Genomic DNA, 26,862 nt, shown 5'->3' with positions numbered 1-26,862 from the left:
GCGCAAGCTATTAGGAGCTAGGGATAATCTCTAGCTCTTTTTTGATTTGTTGATTATCAGAAAAGAGGCTAAAACTTTTGTTTTAGCCTCTTACTATTTATTATTTAGCTGGAATTTCGGTAATACCGTTCATGTAAGGTACCAAGGCTTCAGGAATCTTAACAGACCCGTCCGCTTGTTGGTAGTTTTCTAGGATGGCCACGAAGGTCCGCCCTACCGCCAAACCTGAGCCATTCAAGGTGTGAACATATTCCACCTTGTCATCAGCATTGCGGAAGCGAATCTTAGCACGACGAGCTTGGAAGTCGCCACAGTTTGAGCAAGATGAAATTTCGCGATAAGTGTCTTGGCCTGGAATCCAGACTTCTAAGTCATAGGTCTTAGTTGCTGAGAAGCCCATGTCACCAGTACATAAAGTAATAACACGGTATGGCAATCCTAAGGCTTGTAAAATACCTTCAGCATTTTGGGTCATGCTCTCTAATTCTTCGAAGGAATGATCTGGATGCGCATATTTAACCATTTCCACCTTGTTAAATTGATGCAAACGAATAAGACCACGTGTATCACGACCCGCACTCCCCGCTTCAGAACGGAAAGAAGGGCTCAAGGCAGTGAATTTAATTGGCAAGTTCTCAAGTGGTAAGATTTCGTTAGCATAATAGTTGGTCAATGGGACTTCAGCTGTTGGAATCAGGGTCAAACCGCGTTCGTCATTAACCCGGAAGGTGTCTTCCACGAATTTAGGATATTGACCTGTCCCGAACATAGATTGGTCATTCACCATGTATGGCGGGATAATTTCTTGGTAGCCATTGTGTTGGGTATGAGTATCCAACATAAAGTTATAGATGGCCCGCTCCAAACGCGCCCCCAAGCCCTTGTAGAAGACGAAGCGACTTCCAGACACCTTAGCTCCACGTTCAAAGTCGATAATATCTAATTTTTCAGCAATTTCCCAGTGATTAAGTGGCGTAAAGTCGAACTTGCGCGGCGTTCCCCAACGACGTACTTCCACATTATCCTCTTCATCGGCCCCCACTGGTACCCCTTCAGCTGGAAGGTTAGGCAAACGATGCTCGATGGCCTCTAAATCTGCTTCGATTTGAGCCAAACGCTCGTCGTCACGCTTAATGCGATCACCGATTTCTTTCATTTCAGCAATCTTATCATCCGCATTTTCCTTGTTGCGTTTGAGTTGGGCGATTTCTCCAGACACTTGGTTACGGTATTGTTTAGCCCCTTCAACGTCGATCAAAAGTTCACGGCGTTCGCTATCTAGGCGGCGATAATTCTCTAATACCTCCCGGTCTACACCACGAGTGGCTAATTTCTCTACCACCCATTCAAATTGTTCACGCAATAATTTACGATCTAACATTTCATTTCCTCCTTTTGGCCAAATAACAAAAAGAGCCTTCGTCTTATTGGGACGAAAGGCTCTTCTTGGTTTCGCGGTACCACCCGATTTCAGGACATTATTCCTGCACTTAAGGCCTGTAACGGGGGCAACCGGCACTACTTGAGTCATAGGCTGCAGGGTTCTGGTGGATTCCAGGGCTAGTCCGTGATGATTCACACCAGCCATCATCTCTCTGAAGACGTCCTATCCTGTACTAGTCAAAACCGTCGCATCATTTATCTGCTTCTATACTATCACGAATCAGTAACGGGCGCAAGTCTACCAGTTGAGATCACGAGCCTTGTCCGTGTCACGATAGTGATGGGTGACATCCAATCCCTCAAAAGCTTGTTGTCTCAAGGCTTCATAAATGACGATATTGGCTGTATTGGACAAATTCAAACTCCGAACATGCTGGTCATTCATCGGAATGCGCAAGCAGTCCGCCTTGCGTTCCTCCATCAAGTCAGCGGGCAAACCGGTTGTTTCCTTACCGAAAAGGAAGAATTGCTCGCCAGCACTATTTTGAGCTAGGTCCGCCTGACAATAAATGCGCGGCGCAAACTTGGTAATCAAGTAGAGTGGTCGCTCACCCACATAAGCTAAGAAATCCTCCAGACTTTCATGGTAGTGAACTTCCACATGCTCCCAGTAATCTAGACCCGCACGCTTGAGCATCTTATCATCGGTCGAAAAACCCAAGGGCTTGATTAGATGAAGCGGGGTATTGGTGGCTGCACAAGTTCTGGAAATATTTCCCGTGTTAGCCGGCATTAGCGGTTGATATAAGGCAATATGATTTTTCATAGGCTCTCCTTCTTAGTGGTCGCCTGCAGAGGGTCCCACAAAAAATCCCGCTGCCAAGAACTGACTAGCGGGACTTATCATTTAAAATTAAGCGAGTTTGAAGTCTACGCTGTAGATTTCGTCTGCCAAAGCAGCCTTGTTAACAGCTTTAACGACAACATTTTCTTTTTTGCCGTCGAATTCTAATTCAAAAGCTTGGCTCAAACCTTGAGTTTTCAAGACAACATCGAGTTCACGACGGTTAACTGTTAAAGAAACAGCTTCTGAACCTTTCCCGTATAAAGTTGCTGGAACTAAACCAGCTTCACGTACTTTTTTAGCTGAGCCAGAGCCCACTTTTTCGCGTAATTCTGCTTTTAATGACATGGTATTTAAAACTCCTTTTGCTTGCATTTTTTTATAAAGCGGCTAGCGCTTTTTATTGGCATAATGGTATCTTACCAAAAAACGGCACAAATTGCTAGCTTATTCTACCCTTTTTTTATACAATAGTACTAGTTTTGTGCTCAGACAAGGTGGTGATTCCTCAATGAAACGGTTATTTAGCTTATTAAAACCTTTTGATTACCTGATTATTTTAGGGGTCATTGCCTTATCTTTCTTGCCCAATATCCTGACCTTCTACCACTACCAAGGCTTGAATAATTCGGAGGAAGTCGGCCAAGTTACTGAAGCGTCTAGCACTAAGGCCACTCTCGCATCTTCCTCCACCTATGCCCTCATCAAAATAGACGGCAAGGAAGTGGACCGTTTCGACCTCTCGGAAGACGCTCCTCATGAAGATAAAACCTACTACCCACATCCGGGACAGTATAACATTATTGAGCGTGATGGCAAACGAATTCGCGTGCGCGAAGATAACAGCCCTGATCAAATTGCGGTTAAAACTAGTTGGGTGGGCCGACCAGGTCAGGTTTCCATTTGCTTGCCCCACGGACTCATTATCGAGATTCATGGCGAACGTTCAACCGGTGGCCGCACTGACACTAGTCAATCAACTAGCGCTAATTCAAGCCAAGAAGAAGATTTAGTTTTACCAAAATAAGGACTGGAGAATCTCCAGTCCTTTTTTACTTGAGGATTGTGTGAATCAACTTTTGTAAATCTGGTATTACTTCTTGCTCAAACCAGGGATGCTGTTTCAGCCACCGTTGGTTGAGTGGCGAGGGGTGAACTAAGGGAAAATAGTCCGGCAAATAGTCCTGATAATGGGCGACTGTTTCTGTCAAATTGCTTCTTTTGCTCTTAGCTAAATAATAGTCCTGGGCATAACGTCCGACTAATAGAGTCAATCTAACCTCTGGTAATTGAGCTAGGATCTGAGGATGCCAATTAGCTGCAAATCCCTTGCGTGGTGGCAAATCGCCTGATTTACCCTTGCCAGGATAATAGAAATCCATGGGGAGAATTGCCAAAAGATCCGAATCATAGAAAGTCGAACAATCCATCCCCAACCATTCCCGCAAGCGATCGCCAGAGCGATCATCCCAAGGGCGACCGGCTTCTTGGGTAGCTAAGCCCGGGGCTTGCCCAACAATTACTAATCGTGCAGTTTTTGGCGCCGTAAAAAGTGGCTCAATCCCCGCCTTGCTGTAAACCTGGTTTTCTGGCGCTTGCATGATAGCATCGCAAATCTTTAAATTATCTTTGACCATACTCTATTCCCTCCTCTTAGGATTTTAGATAGGCGACAACTGCATTGAGGCCATAGCCTTCCCGTCCATCGCGTCGGTAAGAATGACAGCCTAAGGCTTGTTTGGTCGACACAGCCACATCATATTGTTGCTCTAAAGGCACCCCCATAGCTAGGAAACGCTCCTTATTAATCCCTTTGGTATCTATTAGCCAATGATGCTCATCCTCCTGCCTGAAGGCCTGGGGATGACTCGCTTCTAAGGGTTGGAAGCGACCATAGACATCTTCCTGTACCTGAAAATCTTCCATGCTAAGGGCAGGTCCGTAGGCAATCAGCAGATTAGATGGCCTCACATCATATTGGCTCATCATAACTTCTAAGGCTTTTTGGCCAATCGATTGGAGTGTGCCCGGCCAGCCAGAATGAACTAGGGCAAACACCTTTTTAACCGGGTCAAAAAGAATAATTGGAATACAGTCCGCAATCTTGACCATTAAGGCCAAATCGCTTGCCTCTGTTACCAAGCCATCGTAGTCGCCTAGAGAGCGTAACCCCCACCCCGTCCCCAATTGGCCGGTCCTTACTTGGCAGATATTAGTTCCGTGAACCTGGTGCACCTCTGCTAGAGGCATATCGGCTTTTAGAAAAGTTCGATTGACAACTTCTACGGATGCCTCCTTAAAATCAGGTTTGAAATTAAGTGGCTTACCAATAAAACGATGCTCCAAGCCCGCTTCAAGCAAAGCCGGCACCGTGTAGTAGTCGTAGTCAGGTCCCTTTATATGCTCATAGTCCATTTTCATGTCTCCTTCCCTAGCTTTGGGTAACTTGATAAAGGAGCCAAAAGCCAGCTACTGCCTTAACTAAGTCCTGAACCAAAGCTTCTAAGTCGCCATAGTCCGCCAATGGCTCCATATCTTGACGCAATAGTACCTTGCGTACCTGCCCCGCCTCATAGGCTTGTACCAGCTCTTGCCGGTGACTTTCACTTGTGGTCATGCGTCGCGTTTGCTTATCTGAATCCTGAACCCAGTAATAGGCCTCTTGTGGTGCTGGCACTTCTAAGATTCGCGCCTGTTGGGCTAGCGTCTCCTCTTGGCGATTTCGTTCAATGAAACTTAACTCCAAGCAGACGGTGAGCACCCCTTGATCCGATACTAGTCTCAAGGCAAAGCTTGGATTAGCCGGCCGATTTCCTGGTGGAAAATAATAGACCCAAAAATGAGGTCGAGTCACTTGAGCTTGATTCATCCAGGCACTTACTCGCCCCTGAGTCCAATCTGGAAAAGCTTGCCCGAAGGCAGTCGCCAATTTCGAAAAAGCCTGACGAGCTGCCTGGCCACTTCTTTTGAGGCATTCCATGTCCTCAATTTCTACTGGATTATCTAGTTTAGCTGGATTACGATAGTGCTGATCTTGATAGGTCAGATAGTCTGTCAGCGACTGTTCCCACTTCATCATCTCACTCCCCCTTTTACCCTATTATATCAAATTATGACTTAGTCCCCCTAGCTTGGCGCTTCAAAATTACAAAAGACACGACCAAAGGAGAAAAGGTCGTGTCTTTAATTCGTTATGCTCCAAAGGGTGAGCCTACCCCCGAGCTATCAAGATTATTCTGTTTCTTTTGGCTTATAGCTTGCAAGCCCTAAACCAGCTAAGAGGCTGAGTGCTGCAGCACTAAAGAAGAAATTACTCTCTTCCCCAGCAGCTGGCAATTGCCCCTGTTTAGCCATATTCGACGAAGCCTCGGGACTTTGCTTGGCTGAAGCAATTATCGAACTAGTTGGTGTTGGCTGTAATTGACTTTGTGCTTGTGATTGAGTTGTTTGACTAGGTCCTTGCTGACTTGATCCAACCTCAACTGCATAGAGTGAGAAGTGAGGCGCAGTCAAGATGACCTTGCGTCCATCTTCTGACATACGGAAATCTGCAGATTCTATCGCCTTTCCTTGGTTATCTAAGTGATAGGCTTTTGAAACAACACCGCTAACCGGAATCGATACTTGGGCTGGTCGCTCAATTTGGACACCTTGGCCAGCCTTGTCTTGGAAATGAATCTCATAAACCAAGACATTTTCAGCTAAACCTGGAATCTTAACGCGTCCCACATGCAATGCCACTACCTCTTTGCCCAATCCTTCAGGTGGAATTGTCACACTGACTCCAGTATCTTTGTCATTATCTTCAAAGGTCACTGTTCCATCCTGATTATAGGTGACATTAACCCCCTGACTTCGATAAAGAGGAACTGTTACATCCGAAGTTCCTGGATCTGGAGTCACCGGGTTGGTTGGCTCAACTGGATCCGGGGTCACCGGGTTGGTTGGCTCAACTGGATCTGGTGTCACTGGCTGCGTTGGTTCAACTGGATCTGGGGTCACTGGGTTGGTTGGCTCAACTGGATCCGGGGTCACTGGCTGCGTTGGCTCAACTGGATCTGGTGTCACTGGGTTGGTTGGTTCTGTTGAAGTATACGGCAAGGTAATTCCTTCTACCTCAACAGGTAATCCATGCAAACTTTCAATATGTCCAGACTGTAAGCCAATGATACTTACTCTGTCAGTTACTGCCTCTGCTGTGAAAAGCAATGTCTTGCTAGATAGCTGAGTATAGAAGTGTGCCGTCTTCCCATTTGAAAGTGTCAATACAGGAGAATCATTAACTAAGACTTCATGATCGAAGTTAACCGCAAAAATATTACCATCGAAATTCTCTGTATTTAGTGCTTTAACGAGACGGGATTGACTTGGATCTTTAGTAATGAAGTCCCAATTCACTGTCTTATAAGACAGGGTAAAGTCATTTTGAGTCCCTTCTTTGTGCTCATAGAGAATTCCATAAGTACCCGGTTCTATTTCTTGTACAGAATTATATGCATATGCCCCCGATTGAATCAGACGATGATGAAGCCAGGTCAGACTACCATCCGTCTCTACTCGGGCAAGTCGAATAGTTCCTTCAGTTCGAGAATTACCTTGCCCATTAGCATTAGTAAGTACGATATATTCTTGACCTTGGTAGTGGGTTGATATGGCTGCTAATTGGACATATGAGTCATGTACATCACGGTAACGAGTAACTGTCTTGTCCCAAGTACGGCCACCATCATGACTAGTCGCTACTTGAAGATCTCCTGAAAGACCACGCATAAAGAGCTTAACTTGACCATTATCGAGTTGAACAGCAGACGCTTCAGTATTTTGATGCCAGTAATCATCCATAGTACTTGAATCTAAGGTCTTACCGTCAACCTGGCGTCCATCATTAACCGCCTCTCCCATGTGCCAGGTTTCTCCATGATCATCAGAATAAATAAGTCGGGATGATTGTGAACCTCTGAGATGAGAAGCAAAATTGGTTGAATAGGTTGGAACTAATAAGCGTCCTGCGTGTGGTCCTGTACGCAAAACAGTCCCGGTTCCTGGACCTACCCCCAAGAATTTCATCCAGTCAGGTTTAACCATTGGCGTAATATCACGTGGCGCTGACCAGGTCTTACCATCATCATCACTGTATGATAACCAGAGATAGTTGTCTTTGGCTACTCGGAAAGGTGAGGTCTTGTTGCTAGTAAAGTAGACATTACCTAAGAGATTCTCACCTTGGTAGATGTCCCCTTTGTCTTCATATTTTGGTTTTACCGGATCTACTACTACTCGATAGTCTGTCTTGGTTCCATCAGGTGCATAGACATACCCTTGCTCGCGAATAGTGTAGAGACCTTGCTCCCCTTCTCGATAGAGAACTTGATAAGTCTTACCGTCAATGGTCTGATACATAGTTTCCTTGTGTTCTGACATACCGAAGATACCTCGGCCTTCTGGGAACATATCGTAAATAGAGAAAATGCGTTTAGTGGTTGGGTCTTGAACTAGCACTTGGTCAATGGTAACTGGGGATGCTTGATCTGCGCGCTCTGGATTAGGATTATCGCGCAAGTTGGCAATATGAATGCGGTCACCCCAAGTCTTACCGCCGTCTTCACTACGACGAACAACCATCCCAATATCGCCCCAGTCAGAAGCGTGAAGACGACGCTCATCGGCTGCAGCAATTAAAGTCCCCTTATCAGTTTTAAGCAAGGCCGGGATTCGATAGCTGGCAATCCCGTCTGAGTTTGGTCGCCCATTTCTGCCACTTGAGAAGACATCCTGCTTGTCAGAAATTTCTGCCCCTGGTGCAGGAGTCATTTTCAATGGTTCTCTTTGTAATAATTGACTGCGTTCTGCCACTTCATCTTGCGTCAATACTCGATTATAAATCGTTAAATTACGAACTTTCAAATCACTACCCCAACGAAGATCTTTAGCACGACGCGTCTTCCCAATTTGAACATCAGTTAAATCAGGCATATCGCTCAAAAATTTCCCGGAGACCGGACTCGTTCGAGATAGTACGCCATTGACATAAAGACGTACTTGACCTGCTGCCTGACTAGGATCCGGTCTTTCTACGGTGAAGGTCACTGAATTCCATTTACCTGGGATTACCTTGAGGAGAGCATCATTAAAACTTCCATAGAATTGTTCCCCTTGTCGTCCTCTCCCCTCGACTACAGCCGTTCCTTTATTAACTGCTAAAGTAAAATACTCATTAGCATACTTATTGCTAGAAACAGAAAAAAGATTGTAGAACTGCGGAGCCTGTTCACTAGGCTTAAATTCCATATGGATTGTAGCGTTAGTAAGTTTTTTTAGAGTTTCAAGATGTTGGGATAAATCTACTCGTTGATTGTTTTCACTATTTGTCTCCAAATCGTCTTGCTCTAAAACTTGATTCTCTCGTCCCACATCACGAACAATTTCATCTCGTCGCAATTGTTCATCTTGTGTCTCACCTAGCCCAGTATCTGTTGTATTATCACTAGGTTTTTCCTCTTCCCTTTCAGACACAGCATTTACATCTTGTCTATTAGTTTCAGAAAGTACATCACCATTTTCGGAAACGTTTACATTTTCAGGCTGACTAATAGCCTCTGTTGGGCTTGTTTGAGTGATTTCTTGAGCCGCAACACTCGTTTGAGGTGATAAAAATAGGACATGTCCAATAACAACTGAGAAGACTCCCGTCGCTAATTTACGAATGGCGAAGCGAGACCGGCGATCAAAAAGATCTTTTGCTTGTTTACTCATGTTAAGCCTCCAAATTATAGGGATTTTGGGTTGCTGATACGACAAAATCTGGCTACCAGGGTAGCTAGCATAAAACTAGCTCCCTAGTAGTCAGGTCTTGCATAGTGTGAGTGATTATTTAACAAATTCCGCCCGAGCGGCTTGGATCATAGCGTGCGCCTTGTCAACAACGGCTAAGTCTTCTGGCCCTACACCTGTTAATGGTGGGCGGACAGAACCACAGTTGAGTCCTTCACGCTTGAGGATTTCTTTCTGTACGGCATAAAGGTTAGCTTTACCACTTACCAAGGTGAAGATGATTTCATCAATGCGACCTTGGATCGTAAAGGCTAGGGCTAGATCGCCTGCTTCTAGGGCTGCATTAGCTGCTAAGAAGAGTTCTGGCATTACCCCATAGGTACCACCGATTCCCCCATCAGCCCCCATGACACGACCACCGATGAATTGCTCATCTGGACCGTTGAAGACGACTACTTCGCGGTCACCAGCCGTCAACTTCCAAGTGATTAAGTCTTGGACTGGCATGGAAGAGTTCTTAACCCCAATCACTTTAGGATTTTCCAACATTGACTTGAACATGCTAGGAGTTAAGGCATAGCCTGACAGTTGCGGAATGTTGTAAATAATGAAGTCAAGCTCTGTGGCATCAATCATAGCATTCCAGTAATCCTTAATGGAATGTTCTGGCAAGCGGAAGTAAATTGGTGGGATGGCTGCTAAGGCATCTACCCCTAAGCTTTCCGCATGCTTAGCTAACTCAACTGAATCACGTGTGGAGGCAGCCGCTACGTGGGCAATGATGGTCATCTTGCCACCAACTGCCTTCATAACATGTTCTAAGACTAGTTTACGTTCTTCTATATTTTGGTAGATACACTCGCCAGACGAACCGCCAACGTAGAGACCTTTGACCCCTACTTCTAGGTAATGTTTAGCTAGGGCTTGGGTACGTTCTGGGCTGATATTGCCTTCATCGTCATAGCAGGCATAGAAGGCTGGGATAATTCCTTTGTACTTATCGAATTTTGACACGTTTAAGACTCCTTTGGTTATGCAACCGGTAATTTAATAACTAACTTTTTATAAGCACTAACCTGGCCCAAATGGCGGGCCGGCTTATGTGCATCTTCTGGAAATACCACACAGGCTTGTCCAGGATAGAGTTTAACAATGGTCTGGATTGGACCATCCAAAAAGGCAATGTCCTTTTCGGCATCGTAGGCGGTGACTTCATTCAGCTGACATGTAGGGGCCACAATGAGATATTCATGGCCTTCAAGCGGCACATGGATATCTAACCATTTCTGATGGGCTTCATAATGAGATTCATCAACTGCACCTAGCTCTCCATCTTGGATGAAGAAGTATCCTCCCTCGAAATCATATCGTCCGATAGCTTTTTGAGCTAAGCTATTGAATGTTTCGAGTGCTGCTTTAATATGGGGAATTCGGTCGCTGTATTCTTGAAGACCTTGTAATTGATCTACAATCATCTTTTCACCTCCTCTTTACCGACAATTGCTTATTTATCTGTATCTAAGGCTTCTTCGCGAGGATCGTGCAGAGGTCGCCCGCGTCGAATGAGAAAGAGTACCAGATTATAGGTGACACTAGCCGCCACAATTGGCATGTAAGTAAAGAGGTAATTCTGTAGGAACATGTCTGCCGTAAATTGTTTTAAGGCGACCATCCCCATGAGAATAATAATGGCTACCGCATTGATAATGAGTGGCGCCGTATAGTAACGCTTAGCTACTCGGTTAATCAGATAGGTTGCCAAAACCGACAAGCCCATGAAGAAGATACCATAGAAGAACCAACCAATAATCAGTTGCTCCAAGGTCATATCAGGCACTCCTTTCTCTTTCTTGCATTTCTTTAGTTTACTACGCTAACGAAGCGTTTAGCAATTTCTAGTGGTCGCGTAATAGCGCCGCCTACAACGGCTGTGTGAATCCCTTGGGCGAAAGCTGTTGCTAGGTCTTCTGGTGTATGGATCTTACCTTCAGCCACAATTGGAGTATGGGTTTGTTCCACTAAGGCTTTCATTAACTCAAAGTTAGGACCGGTTGTTTGACCTTCCGTATAAGGCGTATACCCATTCATGGTAGTCCCAATCAAGTCAAAACCTAGGCGTTCAGCATTCAGTCCCTCTTCCAAAGTGGAAATATCGGCCATCAGCAATTGATTCGGGTATTTTGCCTTGATTTGAGCGATGAACTCATCCAAGGTCTCCCCTGCCCGCTCACGTAAGGTAGCATCGAGGGCAATAATATCAGAACCAACTGCTACTAGCTCATCCACTTCTTGCATGGTGGCGGTAATGTAGGAACCATAGCCTGGATAAGCTCGCTTAATAATCCCAATCACTGGCACATCAAAGGCTTCCTTAATCTGGGCAATATCTGTAACCCCTTGGGCCCGGATACCGACAGCTCCAGCCTCAATAGCTGCTTTGGCCATGAGAACCATGACCCCACCTTCTTCTCGGTAGAGCGGTTCGCCAGGTAAAGCCTGACAGGAAATAATTAGTTTTCCTTTTAATCGTTCAATCGTTGGATGCATTGTGCTCACTATCCTTTCACCGCCCCGACCGTAATACCTTGGGCAAAGAAGCTTTGGAACATCAGGAAGACAATAATCATTGGCAAGGAAGCCAAGAGCGCGCCAGCCATGAGGACCCCATAGTTCAGGGAGAACTCAGCAGATTGAGCCATAGACGCCAAACCTAAAGGCAAAGTCTTCATTGTTTCTGAGTTAGTGAATACCAATTGGGAGAAATAGTCGTTCCAAGAGGAAATGAAGGTGAAGATAGCCAAGGCACCAATACCTGGTTTAACAATTGGTAAGACGATATTGACGAATTTCTTGATTTCACCACATCCGTCAATGTCTGCAGATTCTAAGAGAGAATCAGGTACAGAGTGGGAGAATTGCTTCATGAGGAAGATCCCGAATGGCCAACCGACAGCAGGCAAAATCAAGGCGCGGTAGGTATCCATAAGCTTGAGATCAGTAATCAATTGAAGCAAAGGAATCAAGATAACTTGTTTTGGCAAGGCCATGGCCGCGATAAATACGGCAAAGAGTAAGCCAGCGCCTGGGAAACGTTTCTTAGCTAAGGCATAGCCAGCTAAGGAAGCCGTCGTGCAGACCAAGATGGTTGTTACCACTGAAACAAATACAGAGTTGAAGAACCAACGTGCAGTTAACGGCACTAGGAGGGATTTGAAGTTATCTAAAGTTGGGCTCATCGGGAACCATTCTGGTGGGATGGCAATGGCGACGTCTTGAACCTTAAAGGCACCTGTTGCAATCCAATAGAATGGGAAGATGAAGAAAATGGTCAAGAATGCCAACAATGTGAAGGAAATAATGTTGTAGAGACCGAATTTTTTGAATTCCATGTTAAATCGTCACCTCTTCCTAATCAATATCGCGGTTGAAGTATTTGTATTGAACAGCCGAGATTAAAGCAATAATCAAGGCTAGCACAACACCCCATGCAGAGGCTTGGCCAAAGGATTGCTGTTTAATCCCCATCTCGTAGACTTGGTACATGATAGTGCTTGTCGCATAGTTAGGACCACCAGAAGTCATCAATTGGATTAAGGCAAAGATTTGGAAACTGTTGATGGTGGTTGTAACCACGATATAAAGGGTCGTTGGCATAATCAATGGCCAAATAATGTTTTTGAAGATGGTCCAGTTGTTGGCGCCGTCAATCTTAGCAGACTCGAGCAGTTCCACTGGAACGTTCCCTAAAGCTGCAATATAGAGAATAATCGGCTGACCAATACTGGTCGTAATTAGAACGGCAATGACTGCATAAATAGCAGTAGAGGCGTTTCCTAACCATTGGACATTACCTTCAATGACATTCATGGATTTGAGAATATAATTGAGAATCCCAAAGTCTGGGTTATAAATCCACAACCATACCACTGTAATCGAAACAACTGAGGATACAGCTGGCAAGTAGAAAACGCCACGGAAGAAGCTCCGTACATGAGCTGATTTGTTATAGATGTTAATGGCGATGAAGAGGGATAAGACTACTACAATTGGCACTGCAATTGCTACGATAAAAATAGTGTTACTTAAGGACTTAATAAAAGTCTGGTCGCCTAAGAGCTTAGTGTAGTTGTCTAAGCCTACAAAGCTAACTCTCCGCCCTCTATACTTGAGCAAGGACATGTAAATCCCGCGTAACATTGGATAGAGTACGAAAGTCAGGAAGAAGGCCATAGCAGGTGCAATGAACAGATAGGCGCTAAAGTCGTACTTTCTTCTTAATTTGGCTAACATAGAGATCTCCTTTCGAGAGAATAATTCATAATAAAAGGGACAAATCGGCTACCCTAGGTCGCGATCACTATAAACGACTACTCCCAAACTCCCGCTAGTCCAAAATATTGGGCGCTTGGGAGTAGGATGTTTATATTAGTCGCACGCGAGAACCTGGTCCGGGTAGCGCTAGATTTGTCCCAGTAAATCGAGCACTCTCTGAATTCAGATTATAGTGTGGCTTATTTTGCTTCTTCGTAGGTAGCTTGCGCTTGTTCTACATAGCTGTCCACTAATTCTTTTACATCACCTTGGCCAGACAATACCCCTTGGAGCATTGGGAACCAAAGTGGACGCATTTTAGCGTAACCTGGAATGGTGTTGTAGTAAGCACCGAAGTGATCTGATAAGCCTTCAGCAAACTTCAACTCTTCGTTGTCATAGAGGCCTTTCACGCCTTTTTGAGCAGAGAAGTTACCAGTTGCCTTCAAGGTACGAGTACCCCATTCTGGGTCGTTGATCATGAAGTCTACAAATTTTTGAGCGGCTTCAATCTTCTTGTCGTCACCGTTATCGAAGACTGCAGGACCTGCTACTAAGTATTCATACTTAGGTGATTTGTTAGCATTTGGGAATGGTAAGAAGCGAACGTTTAAGTCTTCTACTGATTTCCATTGAGCGTAGAGACCTGGGCTTGCCAAGATACTTAATGGAGACTTACCAGACTTGAAGTATTCCAAAGCATCTTTTGCTTCTAAAGCGGCCCCTTGGCCGATAATACCTTTAGGTGCTTGTTCGCGAATCCATTGAAGGGCTTTTACCCCGTTTTCGTCATTGATGGTGTATTTATTTACTTCATCGTTCGTAATCCAAGAACCGTATAGGTTAGAGACAAAGGCACGAGGACCTTGGTCACCAGCTGCAGATTTAGCATACACAACGGTTGGAATTAAGTCTTTGTCTTTTTCATGAACAGCTTCTAAGAATTTTTGGAATTCTTCAGGCGTCCAGTTACGTCCTTCTTTTTCGAATGGCAAGAGGTCTGTCACGCCTAACTTATCAGTCAACTTAGTGTTAACTGCCATCAAGAATGGCGCAATCCCTTGAGGGTAGAGATATAATTCGTTTTCGAAGGAGCTAGCCTTAACAGCTGATTCATTTAATTTTGAAGTGTCAACGTCTTTGAATGGTGCCAAGTAACCCTTGCTTGCCCAGTCGATGATACGACCTGGTGCATCATAGATTACGTCAGGGTTGGTCTTAGATTGGATTGCTGTTTCAATTTTAGCTGGACCGTCTGTGAAGTCGATTTTTTGGTATTCTACTTTGATACCTGGGTTCTTAGCTTCAAAGGCTTTAATCAAGGCTGCATCGTATTCTTCAGAAGTCTTGAATTCTGAGTCGCTGGTAAAGTTAGGGAAGTTCCAGTATTTGATGGTTACTGTCTCTTCAGCACGCACATCGACTGGTACCGCTGTCACAACTGTGTTTAATAAAATCCCACAAGATAAGGCAGCTGCAAAAACTTTTGATAATTTCATGATGGTTCCCCCATTTGTAATTTTTGATTGATAGAAGTAATTTCTTGAATTGTCTTCTGCATATTCTGATTGAAGACTGGTTCTTCCAACATCATCAGGGTAATGATGTCGATCAGGAAAAAAATTGGTAGTTGCGTATTGACAAAAAACTCACTATTGACAAACCGGCTATTATGTACCAGAAGGGTCTCATCAGCTAGCTTAGCCAAACTACTTCCCTTCATGCTAGTTATGGCCACCAAAATAGCGCCATTTTGCTTGGCATTGCCTAAAGCATCAATCACATCCTTTGTTTCACCAGAATTACTAATGGCAATTACCACGTCACTGGAACGTGTCACCGTACTGGAGATAATCATCATATGTGAGTCCGTCTCGCTCGTGGCTGGTAGTCCCATACGCGAAAGACGAATAGCCAATTCCCGAGCCGTTAACCCCGAGGATCCCATCCCATAAACCATGATTCGGTTGGCCTGAGAGAGAACTTGAATTAACTGACGGAGCTGATATTCTGATTGTAATTCTGACGTTCGTTGAATGATACGGTTATAGAATTCACTAACCGTATCGAACATATCATGTTTCTGGTGATTACTTGCCGACTCCCCTTCACTGGCTTGCAGTTGAATTTTCAAATCGACAAAGCTCTCACACCCTACTTTACGACAAAAGCGCGTAATCGTTGCAGCTGAAACACCCGTTTCTTTGGCCATCTCGCTAATGGTAATGTTAGTAAAATAGGGACTTTCTTGCATAATATAGGTTGCAAGGAGCTGTTCCTTTGGTGATAGATGAACGAAGTTGGCTTCAATTCGCTCTAATACTCCCATGGGATCACATCCTTATTGAGTTAGCTTAATGAGTTGAGATAGCGCACCTAACATTCCAGCATCATTACCTGACTGGGCTGGTCGAATCTCTGTTATGAGGAAGCGAGGATCAATCACACGTTGCTCCAAGATTGCCATTAGACGTGGCATAATGAGATCAGCACGCGCTAGAATTCCTCCCCCTAGGACAAGGACTTCTGGATTCAGCAGATAAATCGCTGATAAAAGTCCGGTGGCTAAATGATTTAGAAATTGGTCGAGTACTTGGCTTAAGACTGGATCTCCTGTTGCTTCCAAGCGGTCAAAGAAGGCCTCCCCACTGAGATTTTCGCCTGTCGCTTGAGCCGCCTGTTCTAACAAAGCGGTTGTTGAGGCTAATTCCTGAAAGGCTGCTTTGCCAATAGGCAAGTAGCCCACCTCTCCGGCCATGTCGCTCACACCGGTTAGCAGTTGTCCATCTAAAACAATGGCTCCCCCTACACCTGTACCAATCGTAAAACATATCATGGACTTAGGTGGCTGGCCTGTTCGACTGGCTTGCCAGCATTCACCCAAACAAGCTGCGTTCACATCGTTTACCACATAGCAAGGCAGACCAGTGAGTGCTTCCACTTCAGCTTTCAGTGGCGTCCCCGTATAACCTGGGATAGTGGGCCCTGCAAATCGTATAGACCCGTCACGAGAATCAACCACTCCAGCAGTTGAAATCGCCACGCCCGATAGGCTTTCCTGGGATTGAACCTGCTTTGTAATCGAAAGAACTTGTTGCAATATCTGATTAGAATACTGGTCAACGCTAGTTTTGACCTTCTGAGTCTGGCCTAGCGCTTCCCCCTTTTCATTGAAGAGACCATATTTAATGAAGGTCCCGCCAATATCAAAGCACAAGTAATTCATCCAATTTGTCACCTCTCTTTCTGTCTTTCAACTGATTACGCTTTCATTATACACCAAAGAAAATATTTTTCAAGTGTTTTTATGAAGAAAATTATTTTCATTCCTATTTTTCTGACAGCTCCATTTTTAGATATTGTAGCCATGGCATTTACATGAAATCTCCATCTATTTTTCATTGATTTACATCCGTTATTCTAGCTGTTTTTATCTTCCTTTTCCAAATCAGCCGATTAACTACCCTATTTTAAGAATAAAGAGGCAAACTAAAAAGGCTAGGAAAGACCCCTAGCCTCATTTATCTTATAAACCTAAACGACTTAAGAAATATGGCATCTGCACGCGCCACCATGGCCAGTCATGGGCCACATCGCCGCCCCACTCGTCAAACCAAGCAGGCACTCCCTTCATTTCTAGGGCTTCCTTTACCTTATAGAAGGATGGCAGACCATCGTGTTCCCAAGGCCCATGCCCGGTACAGACAATAATATTGGATTGTCGATATTGGTCCAGGAACCAAGGATCGTGTTGATTGAAGACATAATCACTCGGCGAATTAGAATAGATTGCCACGTCATCGCCATATTCCCCTACAAAGAAACGTGCATCATAGACCCCACTCAAGGCAATCACCCCGCGGAAAACATCTGGATGCTGTAAGAAGAAGTTGAGCGCATGGTAGGCCCCCATACTGCAACCTGTCGTCATCATTGGATCAAACCAGCCCGTTTTATGCTTAATAAAAGGAATCGCCTCGCTAATGACATAACGCTCATAAGCCCGATGCATTTCAGCCCGATCGTGAGGGTATTTCCAGTCAGCCAACCAGCTCTCACTGTCCACACTAGCCAAGGTGAAAAATTGAACCCGTCCTGCCTCAATGGAATCGCGACAGGCATCAATCATGCCGAAGTCGGCATATTCATTGTGGGTTCCGCCTGATGAAGGAAAAACCACAATTGGTAGTCCAGCATGACCATAGCGGTTGAGGGGCATTTCGCGATTGAGTTGACCACTCCAGTGACTTAACCATTCTACGTGCATTTATTATTGTCCTCCTTGTTTCTTGTGTACATAATGACCTACTTCTTCAACTTCTTCTTGCGTATCCGCTAGAATGACTAAGAACTCATTCCCCATAATAGCCGAAAAAGCATCTGGCAAGCGATCAACCATTTTGACACGGTCACCGTATTTTGCTCGGATCTCATCAACGTTATGTTCATACGCCAACTCGTCACGACGTGAGATACCTACCCCGTAATGTCGATCATAGCTTGGAGTTTCTTCTAGCCTTCCAGTTACGATATCGGCGTAGATAGCATAGAGATCACAACCATAAGCATAGTTATAGAGATCGATTGTGTAACCGCCAGCCAGTCGGTTATTATACTCGATGGCTACATAGTCTCCCTTTTTACGACGGAAGAATTCGATATGGAAGAAGCGTTCCTTCATCCCAAAGGCCTTAACTGCTGCCTGGCCGTATTCAGCCAACTTAGGCTCTACATCCTTTTGGACAATGTTGGTGTAATCGCACTGGCCCTCAATCAATTCTAAGGTTGGCAAGGAATAAACAAAGCTCGTTGAGAAGACAATCTGTCCTTTTTCATCAACTAAACCATCAAATGTGCAGAGTTCCGCATCCAAGACATAAGGCTCCACAAAATAGGGAATGGATTGGTCCCACTCGGACAAGAAGGTTGCAACATCTTCTTTGGTCTCAAGTCGATAGGTTGCTGCAGTCCCTACCCCACGGTCAGGTTTTGCTACTGCAGGGAGGCCAGCTTCCTTCAAAGCTTTATTGAGTTGACTCTCATTCTTGATTAGATAGCCTGGCACCACTGGAACGCCAGCTTTCTCAAATAATTTCTTCATTTTTGACTTATACTTGGTTTTTTCTAAGTCACGAGGTTTGACCCCAGGTACGTTGAATTGCTCGCGCAAGGCAGCGTCTAATTCTAGCCAGTATTCGTTATTAGATTCTAGACGATCGATTGGTCCATGCTTATAAATTAAGAAAGCTACCGCACGCTTCACTTCATCAAGGTTCTCCATATCCTCGACACGGTAGTATTCAGTGAGGCTTTCACGTAACTCTGGTGAGAGCCAGTCATAGGGCTCTGTGCCAATCCCCAATACATTCACACCACGCTCTTTAAGTCGAATTGCGAAATTCTGGAGGTTTTTAGGGAAATGGGGGGACATCATCAAGTAATTCATAGTTTCACCTCAGTATAATTATTAAATATAAATTAGAATATCATGTATTTTGAATGAATACAAGTACTAAAGTAAGAAAAGGCCAATTTCTTGATCCAAATGTTCGGAACGCGTAACAAATTGCATAATAAAAAGGCTAGGAAATCTCTTCCTAGCCTTTCTTCCTTATTTAGTACCAAAAATACGGTCACCCGCATCTCCAAGCCCTGGCAAGATATAGCCGTGCTCATTGAGGCGTTCATCTAGCGCCGCCATATAGATATCCACATCTGGATGCGCCGCCTGTAAAGCTGCTACCCCTTCTGGTGCAGCAACTAAACAAGAAAAGGTGATATTTTCTGGCTTGACGCCATACTTTTTCATCAGAAGGTCTAGCGCAGCAATAGCTGAACCACCTGTCGCTAACATTGGATCCACCACAAAGACATGACGTTCTTCGATATCTTGTGGTAATTTAGCAAAGTACTCAATTGGCTCTAGGGTTTCGTGGTCACGATAGAGACCAATATGCCCCACACGTGCAGCAGGCACTAAGTCCAAAATCCCATCGACCATGCCCAAGCCAGCTCTTAGGATTGGAATAATCGCCATTTTCTTCCCGGCAATCCGCTTTTGAGTGGTTTCAACTAAGGGCGTTTCGATGACCACATCTTCTACTGGCAAATCACGTGTAATCTCATAAGCCATAAGCATAGAGATTTCGTTGGTTACTTCGCGAAAAGCCTTGGTAGAGGTATTTTTATCACGAATAATGGTTAGTTTGTGCTGAATCAGTGGGTGGTTAATTACTACGCATTTTGCCATCTTAGTCTCTCCTTTTCTGAGTCAATCAATTTAAGCTTGATAAAGTGGTAAACCAGCAACGAGTTCTTTGACTTCTTGACGGATAGCCGCCAATTGGTCGTCAGAAGCTGTTAAGGTCTTGAGAATCAGACGGGCAACAGTCTGAGCTTGCGCTTCTTTCATGCCGCGCGTCGTAATAGCAGATGTCCCAATCCGAATACCACTTGGATCGATAAAGGAACGGCTGTCGTTAGGAATCGAATTCTTGTTAACGGTAATCCCTACTTGATCCAGACGCTCTTGGGCCTCTTTCCCTGTCACACCCAGTGGTGTCACATCAAGATTGAAGAGGTGGTTATCCGTCCCACCAGATACGACACGCAGAGGACTTTCTAAGAAAACCTCCACCATGGCTTGAGCGTTCTTAATAACTTGCGCTGCATAAGTCTTGAAACTTGGTTGCAAGGCTTCCAAGAGGGCAACCGCCTTAGCGGCTACTACATGCTCCAGTGGCCCTCCTTGAATTCCTGGGAAAATAGCCATATTGAGTTGCTTAGCATACTGGGCCTTAGCTAAAATCAAGCCACCACGAGGACCCCGCAAGGTTTTATGAGTAGTCGTTGTCACCACATCCGCATAAGGCACTGGGTTAGGATGGAGACCTGCCGCAACTAAGCCAGCAATATGGGCCATATCCACAAAGTAGATAGCCCCTACTTTCTTAGCAATTTGACCAATACGTTCAAAGTCAATGGTCCGAGAATAAGCAGATGCCCCTGCAATAATCATTTTAGGTTTGACAGCCTCAGCCTGAGCTTCTAGCGCTTGATAATCAATCAATTCAGTAACAGGGTCTACACCATAAGCATGCATCTCATAAGACTGGCCAGAGAAATTAACAGGCGAACCATGAGTTAAGTGGCCACCTTGTGATAGGTCCATACCTAAGACACGATCGCCTACATTAAGGAAAGCCCGATAAACAGCAAGGTTGGCAGATGAACCGGAGTGGGGTTGCACGTTGGCGTATTCTGCACCAAAAAGTTCTTTCGCTCGATCAATCGCTGCTTGTTCAATGACATCAATGTATTCACAGCCACCATAATAGCGTCGACCTGGATAACCTTCGGCGTATTTGTTGGTTAAGACACTCCCTTGTGCCTTAAGGACTGCAGGTGAAACAAAGTTCTCTGAGGCAATCAATTCAATTCCTTCTAATTGTCGCCGTTCTTCACGTTCAATAGTATCAAAAACCAAGGCATCATGTAATCTCTCAGTCATAGGTAACCTCCTTCTTGGTTGACTCCCGCCAACCTATGTTCTGCTTTCTATTATAGCATACTTGTGGCTGCTTTGTTCAACCGATTCATATAGGCATGATATTTTTCTGATTCTAGCACTGCTTGAGCTAAAATCCAGTCACAATCACTCGCCTCCAAAGCCCGCAGGCCGGCATATAGTTGACGGGTAGCACTGTCCGCATCATTAGGCTGACCTAAAGAGTAGGTCGCTACAACTGGACTTTGCTGACCTAAGGCTTGGATAATAGACTCATCTGCCAACAAACCGACTCTTCCTCCCTTAGCAACTAGCTTTGCATGAAGGTTGGCGAGATCTTCAGAAGACTCAAACAAAAACACAGCTTGTTTAGGGCTATAATGGCGATATTTAACGCCTGGTGATTGGATCTGAGGAGCAGCTAATTGCTCTGCTACTGAAAATTCTTGAACCTTTGGACATACTTGCTTCAGCATGGATTGGGTGATAGCACCTGGCCGCAGAATGATTAAACGGTCTGACATAGGGCGGACCACCGTCGACTCCACTCCGATTTGGGCTTGATCCGTATCCCCTGCCACTACGCCAGCGATGACTCCATCAAAATCCTGCATGACATGGTCGACGCTTGTTGGACTAGGTTTGCCCGATAAGTTAGCGCTTGGCCCAACTAGCGGCGCCCCCACTAAGTCGATTAGACGTAAGGCTGAATGCTGGTTAGGCATGCGGAAAGCAACCGTTTCTTGGGCATTATTAACGTTTGCCGGAAAAACACCAGGCTTAACAGGCAGAATAATGGTTAAAGGGCCTGGCCAAAAGCGCTCCATTAAATCCTTAGCCAATTTAGGCACCTCTGCCGCATAGTCAAAGACTTGTTGTGCATCCTTGACATGAACAATGAGTGGGTTATCACTAGGACGACCTTTTGCTTGAAAGACCTTAGCAACTGCTTGTTCCTTAGTCGCGATGGCGCCTAAACCATAAACTGTCTCGGTAGGAAAGGCGACTAGCTCTCCTCTTCTTAAGAGAGCGGCCGCTTCATCCAATTCTCCCAAACGAAATTTCTTGGTTAACATTTTAGGCGGTCATCTCCTTTCATTCATTAATCTCTACTTGGACATAGCGGTCTCGGCCATTCAAATCCTGATGGCAACTAACCTTGGCTTGTGGGAAGGCTCGACGAAAAATGTCCACGACCGTCTGACCTTGTCGAAAACCAATCTCTAGAATCAAGCAAGCACTCGGCTTGAGATAGGACCCAATTTGCTTAGCCAGTTGGCGATAGAAAGCCAAGCCCCCTTGCTCAGCAAACAATGCCATAGATGGCTCATAACGTTTAACCGACTCATCCATTAAATCTAATTCTGTCTCACTAATATAAGGAGGATTTGATACTACTAAATCATAAGCTCTATCTCGAGGCAAACCTTGACAGACATCCGTTACTAGCCAATCCACAGTGGCCTGAAGATTTATGCCATTTTCTTTGGCAATAGCTAAGGCTTCAGGCGATAAATCGCCCGCGGTCAATTGAAGTTGTGGATGGCGCAAAGCCAAGCTAATAGCTAGAATACCAGATCCCGTCCCTAAATCCAGAGCTTGACTAGCATCTGGATGCTTTTCTAACCAGGTGGCCGCCAAATCTAAGATGCCTGCCGTATCTTCTCGGGGAATTAAGACGGCAGGTGTCACCTTAAAACGGTGACCATCAAAGTCTTCATAACCCAAAATATACTGCAAGGGCTCATGTGTCACTAGGCGATTTAAAACCTCTTGAAAGGCCTCATAGACCTCCTGGTTAGGAACCTGATGAAGCTGTCTGACCAAGTCCGTTAAAGTCCAATCAAAGACACGCAACCAATAAGACTGGGCTAGGGTGCCATCAAACCCTCTTTCCTCCAAAAAAACTGAAGCACTCTTGAGTACTTCAGCCAGGCTTGCATTAGATTTGAGGGCCATTTAGCTCCTCCAATTTTTGGGTTTGGTCAAACAGAACTAACCCGTCGATAATTTCATCTAATTTCCCCGACATAATGGCATCGAGTTGTTGAATAGTTAAGCCAATGCGGTGGTCTGTTACCCGGTTTTGTGGGTAGTTGTAGGTCCGAATCCGTTCAGAACGGTCACCAGTACCGACAGCTAATTTACGGTTAGAATCATATTCTGCCTGAGCTTCTGATTGGAGCATATCATAGACACGAGCACGCAAGACCTTCATGGCCTTCTCCCGGTTCTTAAGTTGGCTCCGCTCATCTTGCATCGCAACGACCACCCCAGTTGGTAAGTGAGTCAAGCGAACAGCAGAGGCAGTCTTGTTAACATGCTGACCGCCGGCCCCACTAGCATGATAGATATCTACCCGGATATCGGCATCCTTGAGGTCTAAGTCGACTTCTTCTGCCTCAGGCATCACGACTACGGTTGCGGTAGAGGTGTGCACGCGGCCTTGAGATTCCGTCTCGGGTACCCGTTGAACACGGTGAGCCCCGTTTTCGAATTTAAGCTTGCTATAAACTTTATGCCCTGTAATCATGAGGCTGACTTCCTTATAGCCTCCGATACCAGTAATATTAGCATCTAAGACTTCAACCTTCCAACCTTGACTGTCAGCGTATCGCGTATACATATTGAGTAGGTCACCGGCAAAGAGTTGCGCTTCATCCCCACCCGCTGCACCACGGATTTCCATGATAATATTTTTGCCATCATTTGGATCTTCAGGCAACATCATGACTTTAATTTCTTCTTCTAGACGAGGTTTTTCAGCCTTTAATTCTGCCAATTCCATTTTAGCCAATTCAGCCATATCAGCGTCTAAGCCTTCACCTAGCATATCTTCGGTATCTTTAATTTCTTGTTGGACCTGCTTGTAGCGTTTGATCTTTGCTACCTTAGGGCTCAGGTCCGATTCTTCAATAGTCAGTTCCCGCAAACGTTTGGAGTCCGAGATGACTTCTGGGTCACTGAGTAATTCGTGTAATTCCTCAAAACGAAAAATGAGGGCATCCAATTGTTCAAACATAGTGGTCTCCTTTACTTAATTAATCCGGGATTCTTGTAACAGCGACGGCAAACCGGGTAGTAAGACTCGTTGCCTCCGATTTGAATTTGTTCACCTTGATAAACAGGCTTGCCATCTGAAATCCGCAAATTCATTATGGCCTTGCGGTGGCAGAACCAACAGATGGTTTTAATTTCTTCAATCTTATCAGCGTAGAGCAAGAGATATTTTGACCCTTCAAAAAGTTCATTGGTAAAGTCATTTTTAAGGCCAAAGCACATGACTGGAATATCAAGTTCATCCACTACTCGCGCTAGCTGCAAAATGTGTTCTTTGCTGAGAAATTGCGATTCGTCAATTAAGATGCAGTAACGCTTAGGCGTCAAATCCTTAATGGTCTCAAATAGGTCCATGTCCTCTGTAATAGGCGTGGCTTGGCGTTGGAAACCTGCCCGACTATTGACAATTCCTATATCAACGCGCGTATCAATGGCACTGGTAAAAAGTTCAACCGGTTTATTTTGTTCTTCGTAGTTATGGGCCACCTTAATAATCTCAATCGATTTCCCACTATTCATGGCGCCATACTTAAAATAAAACTGTGCCACACTAAGCATCCTTTCTTGGGTATTTTTAAGCGCAAATTTCACTGTCCCAACTAGTAATGATAAGGGAAAAGAGCTCAATAGTCAATCAAAGAATCAGCAAAGCTAGCTAGCTCAACCCATCTGAAATTCTATTCTTCTGAACCTATAATTTTTCCATAGCAAAAAGGCAGGAACTTGAGTTCCTGCCCCCTAATCCTGATTATTTAACTGGTACTTTTTGAATCCAGCCTTCTGGAGCTTCAACATCTCCGTATTGGATGCCCACTAATTCATCATAAAGACGTTTAGTGATTGGCCCCACTTCTGTTTCAGAATGGAAGACATACTTCTTATCACCAACTGTGATTGAGCCAACTGGGCTGATAACGGCAGCCGTCCCACAAGCACCAGCTTCTACGTATTGATCTAATTGATCAACATAGACATCGCCTTCTTCTACTTCCAAGCCCAAGCGTTCTTTGGCTAAGTATAAGAGTGAATACTTGGTAATAGATGGCAAGATAGAAGGAGATAATGGCGTAACGAATTTGTTATCCTTAGTAATCCCGAAGAAGTTAGCTGCCCCAACCTCCTCAATCTTAGTCTTGGTTGCTGGGTCCAAATAGATAGCGTCAGTATATCCATCTAATTTAGCCTTCTTACCTGGATAGAGGCTGGCAGCATAGTTACCTGCTACCTTAGCAGCCCCTGTCCCTTGTGGCGCTGCACGGTCATAATCCGATACAACAAAGTTACTTGGAGTTAAGCCGCCCTTGAAGTAGGCACCTACAGGAGATACATAAATTCCGAAGAGGTATTCATCTGCAGGTGAAACCCCAATTGATGCACCCAAGCCGATGAGGAAAGGACGGATATAAAGTGTCGCGCCTGATTCATAAGGTGGCACCCAATCCGCATTAGCTGCTACCACTTCTTTAACTGCTTCAACAAACCAATCCTCTGGGTAGGCCGGCATCAAGAGACGCTCAGCAGAACGGCGCATACGCGCCGCATTTTGATCAACGCGGAAAAGGTTAATTTCACCAGATTTGGTGCGGTAAGCCTTCAAACCTTCAAAACATGTTTGACCATAGTGTAAAACGTTAGCCGCTTCACTCATGGTAATGGTGGCATCTTCTGTAATGCCGCCCTTTTCCCAAGCACCATTGCGGTAGTATGCACGGTAACGTTTGCCGGTATCGGTATAGCCGAAACCAAGATTATTCCAGTCCATTTGTTCTGGTGTTGTCATTGTCTATTCCTCCAATATAATAATGAGATTAGTTAGAACCTTTGAATACGAAAATTTCTTCATCATAGAGTTTCAAGACTTTGGTGAAGAGGAAGTGAACTAGGAAAGTTACCACTGCTGGCACAGCCACCCAGATGAGGAGCATGAGCAAGAAGTTATTTCCTAAACTTGGTAAGGAAGCGATTGGGCCAACCAAACCAACTAAACCAAAACCAGAGGTTTGTGGTGTCCCTGTCAAGTTAAAGACTGGAACCAAAACAGCTGTAATAGCTGAAGATAAGAGAAGCCCGGCTGACATAATTGGATGAGTCAGATAGTTAGGCATCATCATTTTCATAGCCCCCAAAGCAATCGCTGTTGGAACACCTGGCTTATTCTTCTTATGAGTTGCCCAGACTAAGTATAGAGCCGTAGTCCCGACCCCCATAGAGGCCGCCCCAGCTGATAGGCCAGTCAAGGAAATAGCTAAGCCGATCGCGACGGTTGAAATTGGGGTTAAGATTAAGATAGCAAAAGACATACAAATTAAGATACTCATTACGAATGGTTGATATTGTACGAAGGTTTCAATTACGTGACCAATCGTATCTGTCACTTGTTTAACATATGGAAGGAGCTTGTAACCAAGTAAACCGACTCCGGAACCTACCACAATTGGTAAGAGGATAATTTCTAGCGCACCGAAGTGGTGACCCACTAACTGGATGACAGCTACCGCAAGAGCTGCCGTTACCATAGCATTAATCAAATCTCCTGTCCCGGCAAGTTGGAAGATTTGGCCTGTCTTGTCACCGATGGTTGCTTCAACCGCTTTCCAAGCGCCAGACCCGATAAAGGTAGCCCCACCGACCGCAATCATCTGCATTGGCTTCATATTGAATTGATGTGCAATCAAGAACCCGGCCATAACAGGAATGAAGAACTGGAAGATGGTAATAATATTTAAGTAGTCCACTAAATATGGCTTAATAGCAGGGTAATTGCTCTGAAGGGCTGTGAGCGCCGCCTTCAAGACTGCATTAGGAATCAAAGCTACTACGATAGCAATGGCTGTCCCATTCAATACATTGTTTATAAAATTATAGGCAGACGATTTGGTCTTTTCATTCGTCATAGAGATACCTCTTTTCTTTTTAGGATGCCATAATTTTAACGTATTTCTAATCTTATTGCAAGGTAGTTTTTCATTTTTCTGAAAATAATCCC

Annotated in this window: 27 protein-coding genes; 1 reads left to right on the top strand and 26 read right to left on the bottom strand. The window is 44.8% G+C overall.

The genetic code is table 11. The annotated features are described in order from the left end of the window. Window positions 1-100: 100 nt before the first annotated feature. The 3 genes from serS to HMPREF3093_RS01405 form a co-directional block, all read right to left on the bottom strand. The gene (gene serS, locus HMPREF3093_RS01415) at window positions 101-1,381 is read right to left on the bottom strand and encodes a serine--tRNA ligase (protein WP_070755250.1); all 1,281 of its coding nucleotides are present in this window, start codon (window positions 1,379-1,381) and stop codon (window positions 101-103) included. A 300-nt stretch (window positions 1,382-1,681) separates the two neighbouring features. Beyond that, on the bottom strand, window positions 1,682-2,209 hold the full coding sequence (gene trmL / locus HMPREF3093_RS01410; RefSeq protein WP_070755249.1) for a tRNA (uridine(34)/cytosine(34)/5-carboxymethylaminomethyluridine(34)-2'-O)-methyltransferase TrmL: 528 nt from the start codon (window positions 2,207-2,209) through the stop codon (window positions 1,682-1,684). An 87-nt stretch (window positions 2,210-2,296) separates the two neighbouring features. Further along, on the bottom strand, window positions 2,297-2,575 hold the full coding sequence (locus HMPREF3093_RS01405) for a hypothetical protein (protein ID WP_070755248.1): 279 nt from the start codon (window positions 2,573-2,575) through the stop codon (window positions 2,297-2,299). A 163-nt stretch (window positions 2,576-2,738) separates the two neighbouring features. Here HMPREF3093_RS01405 and HMPREF3093_RS01400 point away from each other — a divergent pair, with 163 nt between their 5' ends. Then, on the top strand, window positions 2,739-3,254 hold the full coding sequence (locus HMPREF3093_RS01400) for a NusG domain II-containing protein (protein ID WP_070755247.1): 516 nt from the start codon (window positions 2,739-2,741) through the stop codon (window positions 3,252-3,254). 25 nt (window positions 3,255-3,279) lie between these two features. Here the strand turns inward: HMPREF3093_RS01400 and HMPREF3093_RS01395 are convergent, their stop codons facing one another. The 23 genes from HMPREF3093_RS01395 to HMPREF3093_RS01285 form a co-directional block, all read right to left on the bottom strand. Beyond that, window positions 3,280-3,864: a uracil-DNA glycosylase family protein gene (locus tag HMPREF3093_RS01395; protein ID WP_070755246.1), complete on the bottom strand. Its 585-nt coding sequence runs from the start codon at window positions 3,862-3,864 to the stop codon at window positions 3,280-3,282. A gap of 16 nt (window positions 3,865-3,880) precedes the next feature. Next, complete coding sequence (locus HMPREF3093_RS01390) at window positions 3,881-4,642, bottom strand: purine nucleoside phosphorylase YfiH/LACC1 family protein (RefSeq protein ID WP_070755245.1); 762 nt, start codon at window positions 4,640-4,642, stop codon at window positions 3,881-3,883. Between the two features lie 16 nt (window positions 4,643-4,658). Further along, complete coding sequence (locus tag HMPREF3093_RS01385) at window positions 4,659-5,306, bottom strand: hypothetical protein (RefSeq protein ID WP_083316228.1); 648 nt, start codon at window positions 5,304-5,306, stop codon at window positions 4,659-4,661. Between the two features lie 152 nt (window positions 5,307-5,458). Beyond that, window positions 5,459-8,980 (bottom strand): sialidase family protein, encoded by a 3,522-nt coding sequence (locus tag HMPREF3093_RS01380; RefSeq protein WP_070755244.1) that lies wholly within the window; start codon window positions 8,978-8,980, stop codon window positions 5,459-5,461. 114 nt (window positions 8,981-9,094) lie between these two features. Continuing rightward, window positions 9,095-10,012, bottom strand: a complete 918-nt coding sequence (locus tag HMPREF3093_RS01375) for a dihydrodipicolinate synthase family protein (protein ID WP_070755243.1) — start codon at window positions 10,010-10,012, stop codon at window positions 9,095-9,097. Between the two features lie 17 nt (window positions 10,013-10,029). Beyond that, on the bottom strand, window positions 10,030-10,473 hold the full coding sequence (locus tag HMPREF3093_RS01370; protein ID WP_070755242.1) for a NanQ anomerase/TabA/YiaL family protein: 444 nt from the start codon (window positions 10,471-10,473) through the stop codon (window positions 10,030-10,032). 29 nt (window positions 10,474-10,502) lie between these two features. Next, window positions 10,503-10,826, bottom strand: a complete 324-nt coding sequence (locus tag HMPREF3093_RS01365) for a hypothetical protein (RefSeq protein WP_023391086.1) — start codon at window positions 10,824-10,826, stop codon at window positions 10,503-10,505. Between the two features lie 32 nt (window positions 10,827-10,858). Then, on the bottom strand, window positions 10,859-11,545 hold the full coding sequence (locus HMPREF3093_RS01360; RefSeq protein ID WP_023391087.1) for an N-acetylmannosamine-6-phosphate 2-epimerase: 687 nt from the start codon (window positions 11,543-11,545) through the stop codon (window positions 10,859-10,861). Window positions 11,546-11,553: 8 nt separating this feature from the next. Further along, window positions 11,554-12,387, bottom strand: coding sequence for a carbohydrate ABC transporter permease (locus tag HMPREF3093_RS01355; RefSeq protein WP_023391088.1), 834 nt, complete (start codon window positions 12,385-12,387; stop codon window positions 11,554-11,556). Between the two features lie 19 nt (window positions 12,388-12,406). Then, on the bottom strand, window positions 12,407-13,288 hold the full coding sequence (locus HMPREF3093_RS01350; RefSeq protein WP_070755241.1) for a carbohydrate ABC transporter permease: 882 nt from the start codon (window positions 13,286-13,288) through the stop codon (window positions 12,407-12,409). A gap of 221 nt (window positions 13,289-13,509) precedes the next feature. After that, entirely contained in the window at window positions 13,510-14,808 is a 1,299-nt protein-coding gene (locus tag HMPREF3093_RS01345; protein WP_083316227.1) for an ABC transporter substrate-binding protein, read from the bottom strand. Continuing rightward, window positions 14,805-15,638: a MurR/RpiR family transcriptional regulator gene (locus HMPREF3093_RS01340; protein ID WP_070755239.1), complete on the bottom strand. Its 834-nt coding sequence runs from the start codon at window positions 15,636-15,638 to the stop codon at window positions 14,805-14,807. The genes HMPREF3093_RS01345 and HMPREF3093_RS01340 overlap by 4 nt, the downstream gene beginning before the upstream one ends. Before the next feature lie 12 nt (window positions 15,639-15,650). Next, window positions 15,651-16,535, bottom strand: coding sequence for an ROK family protein (locus HMPREF3093_RS01335; protein ID WP_070755238.1), 885 nt, complete (start codon window positions 16,533-16,535; stop codon window positions 15,651-15,653). 300 nt (window positions 16,536-16,835) lie between these two features. Then, entirely contained in the window at window positions 16,836-17,576 is a 741-nt protein-coding gene (locus HMPREF3093_RS01330) for an esterase family protein (RefSeq protein ID WP_070755237.1), read from the bottom strand. Between the two features lie 3 nt (window positions 17,577-17,579). After that, window positions 17,580-18,755: an ATP-grasp domain-containing protein gene (locus tag HMPREF3093_RS01325; RefSeq protein ID WP_070755236.1), complete on the bottom strand. Its 1,176-nt coding sequence runs from the start codon at window positions 18,753-18,755 to the stop codon at window positions 17,580-17,582. 165 nt (window positions 18,756-18,920) lie between these two features. Further along, window positions 18,921-19,559 (bottom strand): uracil phosphoribosyltransferase, encoded by a 639-nt coding sequence (upp, locus tag HMPREF3093_RS01320; RefSeq protein ID WP_070755235.1) that lies wholly within the window; start codon window positions 19,557-19,559, stop codon window positions 18,921-18,923. A 30-nt stretch (window positions 19,560-19,589) separates the two neighbouring features. After that, window positions 19,590-20,819: a serine hydroxymethyltransferase gene (glyA, locus tag HMPREF3093_RS01315; protein ID WP_070755234.1), complete on the bottom strand. Its 1,230-nt coding sequence runs from the start codon at window positions 20,817-20,819 to the stop codon at window positions 19,590-19,592. Between the two features lie 50 nt (window positions 20,820-20,869). Further along, on the bottom strand, window positions 20,870-21,892 hold the full coding sequence (locus HMPREF3093_RS01310) for an L-threonylcarbamoyladenylate synthase (protein WP_070755233.1): 1,023 nt from the start codon (window positions 21,890-21,892) through the stop codon (window positions 20,870-20,872). A gap of 19 nt (window positions 21,893-21,911) precedes the next feature. Beyond that, window positions 21,912-22,775 carry a peptide chain release factor N(5)-glutamine methyltransferase gene (gene prmC, locus HMPREF3093_RS01305; RefSeq protein WP_070755232.1) on the bottom strand — a complete coding sequence of 288 codons (864 nt, stop codon included), beginning with the start codon at window positions 22,773-22,775 and terminating at the stop codon, window positions 21,912-21,914. Then, on the bottom strand, window positions 22,759-23,838 hold the full coding sequence (gene prfA, locus HMPREF3093_RS01300; RefSeq protein WP_070755231.1) for a peptide chain release factor 1: 1,080 nt from the start codon (window positions 23,836-23,838) through the stop codon (window positions 22,759-22,761). The genes prmC and prfA overlap by 17 nt, the downstream gene beginning before the upstream one ends. 11 nt (window positions 23,839-23,849) lie before the next feature. Then, window positions 23,850-24,425 (bottom strand): thymidine kinase, encoded by a 576-nt coding sequence (locus tag HMPREF3093_RS01295; RefSeq protein WP_070755230.1) that lies wholly within the window; start codon window positions 24,423-24,425, stop codon window positions 23,850-23,852. 199 nt (window positions 24,426-24,624) lie between these two features. Further along, window positions 24,625-25,656, bottom strand: a complete 1,032-nt coding sequence (locus HMPREF3093_RS01290) for a branched-chain amino acid aminotransferase (RefSeq protein WP_023391101.1) — start codon at window positions 25,654-25,656, stop codon at window positions 24,625-24,627. 28 nt (window positions 25,657-25,684) lie between these two features. Beyond that, complete coding sequence (locus tag HMPREF3093_RS01285; RefSeq protein WP_035363925.1) at window positions 25,685-26,776, bottom strand: PTS sugar transporter subunit IIC; 1,092 nt, start codon at window positions 26,774-26,776, stop codon at window positions 25,685-25,687. Between the last annotated feature and the right edge of the window lie 86 nt (window positions 26,777-26,862).

The organism is Abiotrophia sp. HMSC24B09 (genome assembly GCF_001815865.1).
Lineage (GTDB): Bacteria > Bacillota > Bacilli > Lactobacillales > Aerococcaceae > Abiotrophia.
Note: the sequence above shows the minus strand (reverse complement) of the source record. Positions and strands in the feature narration are given on the sequence as shown.

What these genes read in the sequence shown, in the direction of transcription:
- serS (WP_070755250.1), bottom strand. Translation starts at nt 1,381, where the DNA reads ATGTTAGATCGTAAATTATTGCGTGAACAATTTGAATGGGTGGTAGAG.
- trmL (WP_070755249.1), bottom strand. Translation starts at nt 2,209, where the DNA reads ATGAAAAATCATATTGCCTTATATCAACCGCTAATGCCGGCTAACACG.
- HMPREF3093_RS01405 (WP_070755248.1), bottom strand. Translation starts at nt 2,575, where the DNA reads ATGTCATTAAAAGCAGAATTACGCGAAAAAGTGGGCTCTGGCTCAGCT.
- HMPREF3093_RS01400 (WP_070755247.1), top strand. Translation starts at nt 2,739, where the DNA reads ATGAAACGGTTATTTAGCTTATTAAAACCTTTTGATTACCTGATTATT.
- HMPREF3093_RS01395 (WP_070755246.1), bottom strand. Translation starts at nt 3,864, where the DNA reads ATGGTCAAAGATAATTTAAAGATTTGCGATGCTATCATGCAAGCGCCA.
- HMPREF3093_RS01390 (WP_070755245.1), bottom strand. Translation starts at nt 4,642, where the DNA reads ATGGACTATGAGCATATAAAGGGACCTGACTACGACTACTACACGGTG.
- HMPREF3093_RS01385 (WP_083316228.1), bottom strand. Translation starts at nt 5,306, where the DNA reads ATGATGAAGTGGGAACAGTCGCTGACAGACTATCTGACCTATCAAGAT.
- HMPREF3093_RS01380 (WP_070755244.1), bottom strand. Translation starts at nt 8,980, where the DNA reads ATGAGTAAACAAGCAAAAGATCTTTTTGATCGCCGGTCTCGCTTCGCC.
- HMPREF3093_RS01370 (WP_070755242.1), bottom strand. Translation starts at nt 10,473, where the DNA reads ATGATTGTAGATCAATTACAAGGTCTTCAAGAATACAGCGACCGAATT.
- HMPREF3093_RS01365 (WP_023391086.1), bottom strand. Translation starts at nt 10,826, where the DNA reads ATGACCTTGGAGCAACTGATTATTGGTTGGTTCTTCTATGGTATCTTC.
- HMPREF3093_RS01360 (WP_023391087.1), bottom strand. Translation starts at nt 11,545, where the DNA reads ATGCATCCAACGATTGAACGATTAAAAGGAAAACTAATTATTTCCTGT.
- HMPREF3093_RS01355 (WP_023391088.1), bottom strand. Translation starts at nt 12,387, where the DNA reads ATGGAATTCAAAAAATTCGGTCTCTACAACATTATTTCCTTCACATTG.
- HMPREF3093_RS01350 (WP_070755241.1), bottom strand. Translation starts at nt 13,288, where the DNA reads ATGTTAGCCAAATTAAGAAGAAAGTACGACTTTAGCGCCTATCTGTTC.
- HMPREF3093_RS01345 (WP_083316227.1), bottom strand. Translation starts at nt 14,808, where the DNA reads ATGAAATTATCAAAAGTTTTTGCAGCTGCCTTATCTTGTGGGATTTTA.
- HMPREF3093_RS01340 (WP_070755239.1), bottom strand. Translation starts at nt 15,638, where the DNA reads ATGGGAGTATTAGAGCGAATTGAAGCCAACTTCGTTCATCTATCACCA.
- HMPREF3093_RS01335 (WP_070755238.1), bottom strand. Translation starts at nt 16,535, where the DNA reads ATGAATTACTTGTGCTTTGATATTGGCGGGACCTTCATTAAATATGGT.
- HMPREF3093_RS01330 (WP_070755237.1), bottom strand. Translation starts at nt 17,576, where the DNA reads ATGCACGTAGAATGGTTAAGTCACTGGAGTGGTCAACTCAATCGCGAA.
- HMPREF3093_RS01325 (WP_070755236.1), bottom strand. Translation starts at nt 18,755, where the DNA reads ATGAATTACTTGATGATGTCCCCCCATTTCCCTAAAAACCTCCAGAAT.
- upp (WP_070755235.1), bottom strand. Translation starts at nt 19,559, where the DNA reads ATGGCAAAATGCGTAGTAATTAACCACCCACTGATTCAGCACAAACTA.
- glyA (WP_070755234.1), bottom strand. Translation starts at nt 20,819, where the DNA reads ATGACTGAGAGATTACATGATGCCTTGGTTTTTGATACTATTGAACGT.
- HMPREF3093_RS01310 (WP_070755233.1), bottom strand. Translation starts at nt 21,892, where the DNA reads ATGTTAACCAAGAAATTTCGTTTGGGAGAATTGGATGAAGCGGCCGCT.
- prmC (WP_070755232.1), bottom strand. Translation starts at nt 22,775, where the DNA reads ATGGCCCTCAAATCTAATGCAAGCCTGGCTGAAGTACTCAAGAGTGCT.
- prfA (WP_070755231.1), bottom strand. Translation starts at nt 23,838, where the DNA reads ATGTTTGAACAATTGGATGCCCTCATTTTTCGTTTTGAGGAATTACAC.
- HMPREF3093_RS01290 (WP_023391101.1), bottom strand. Translation starts at nt 25,656, where the DNA reads ATGACAACACCAGAACAAATGGACTGGAATAATCTTGGTTTCGGCTAT.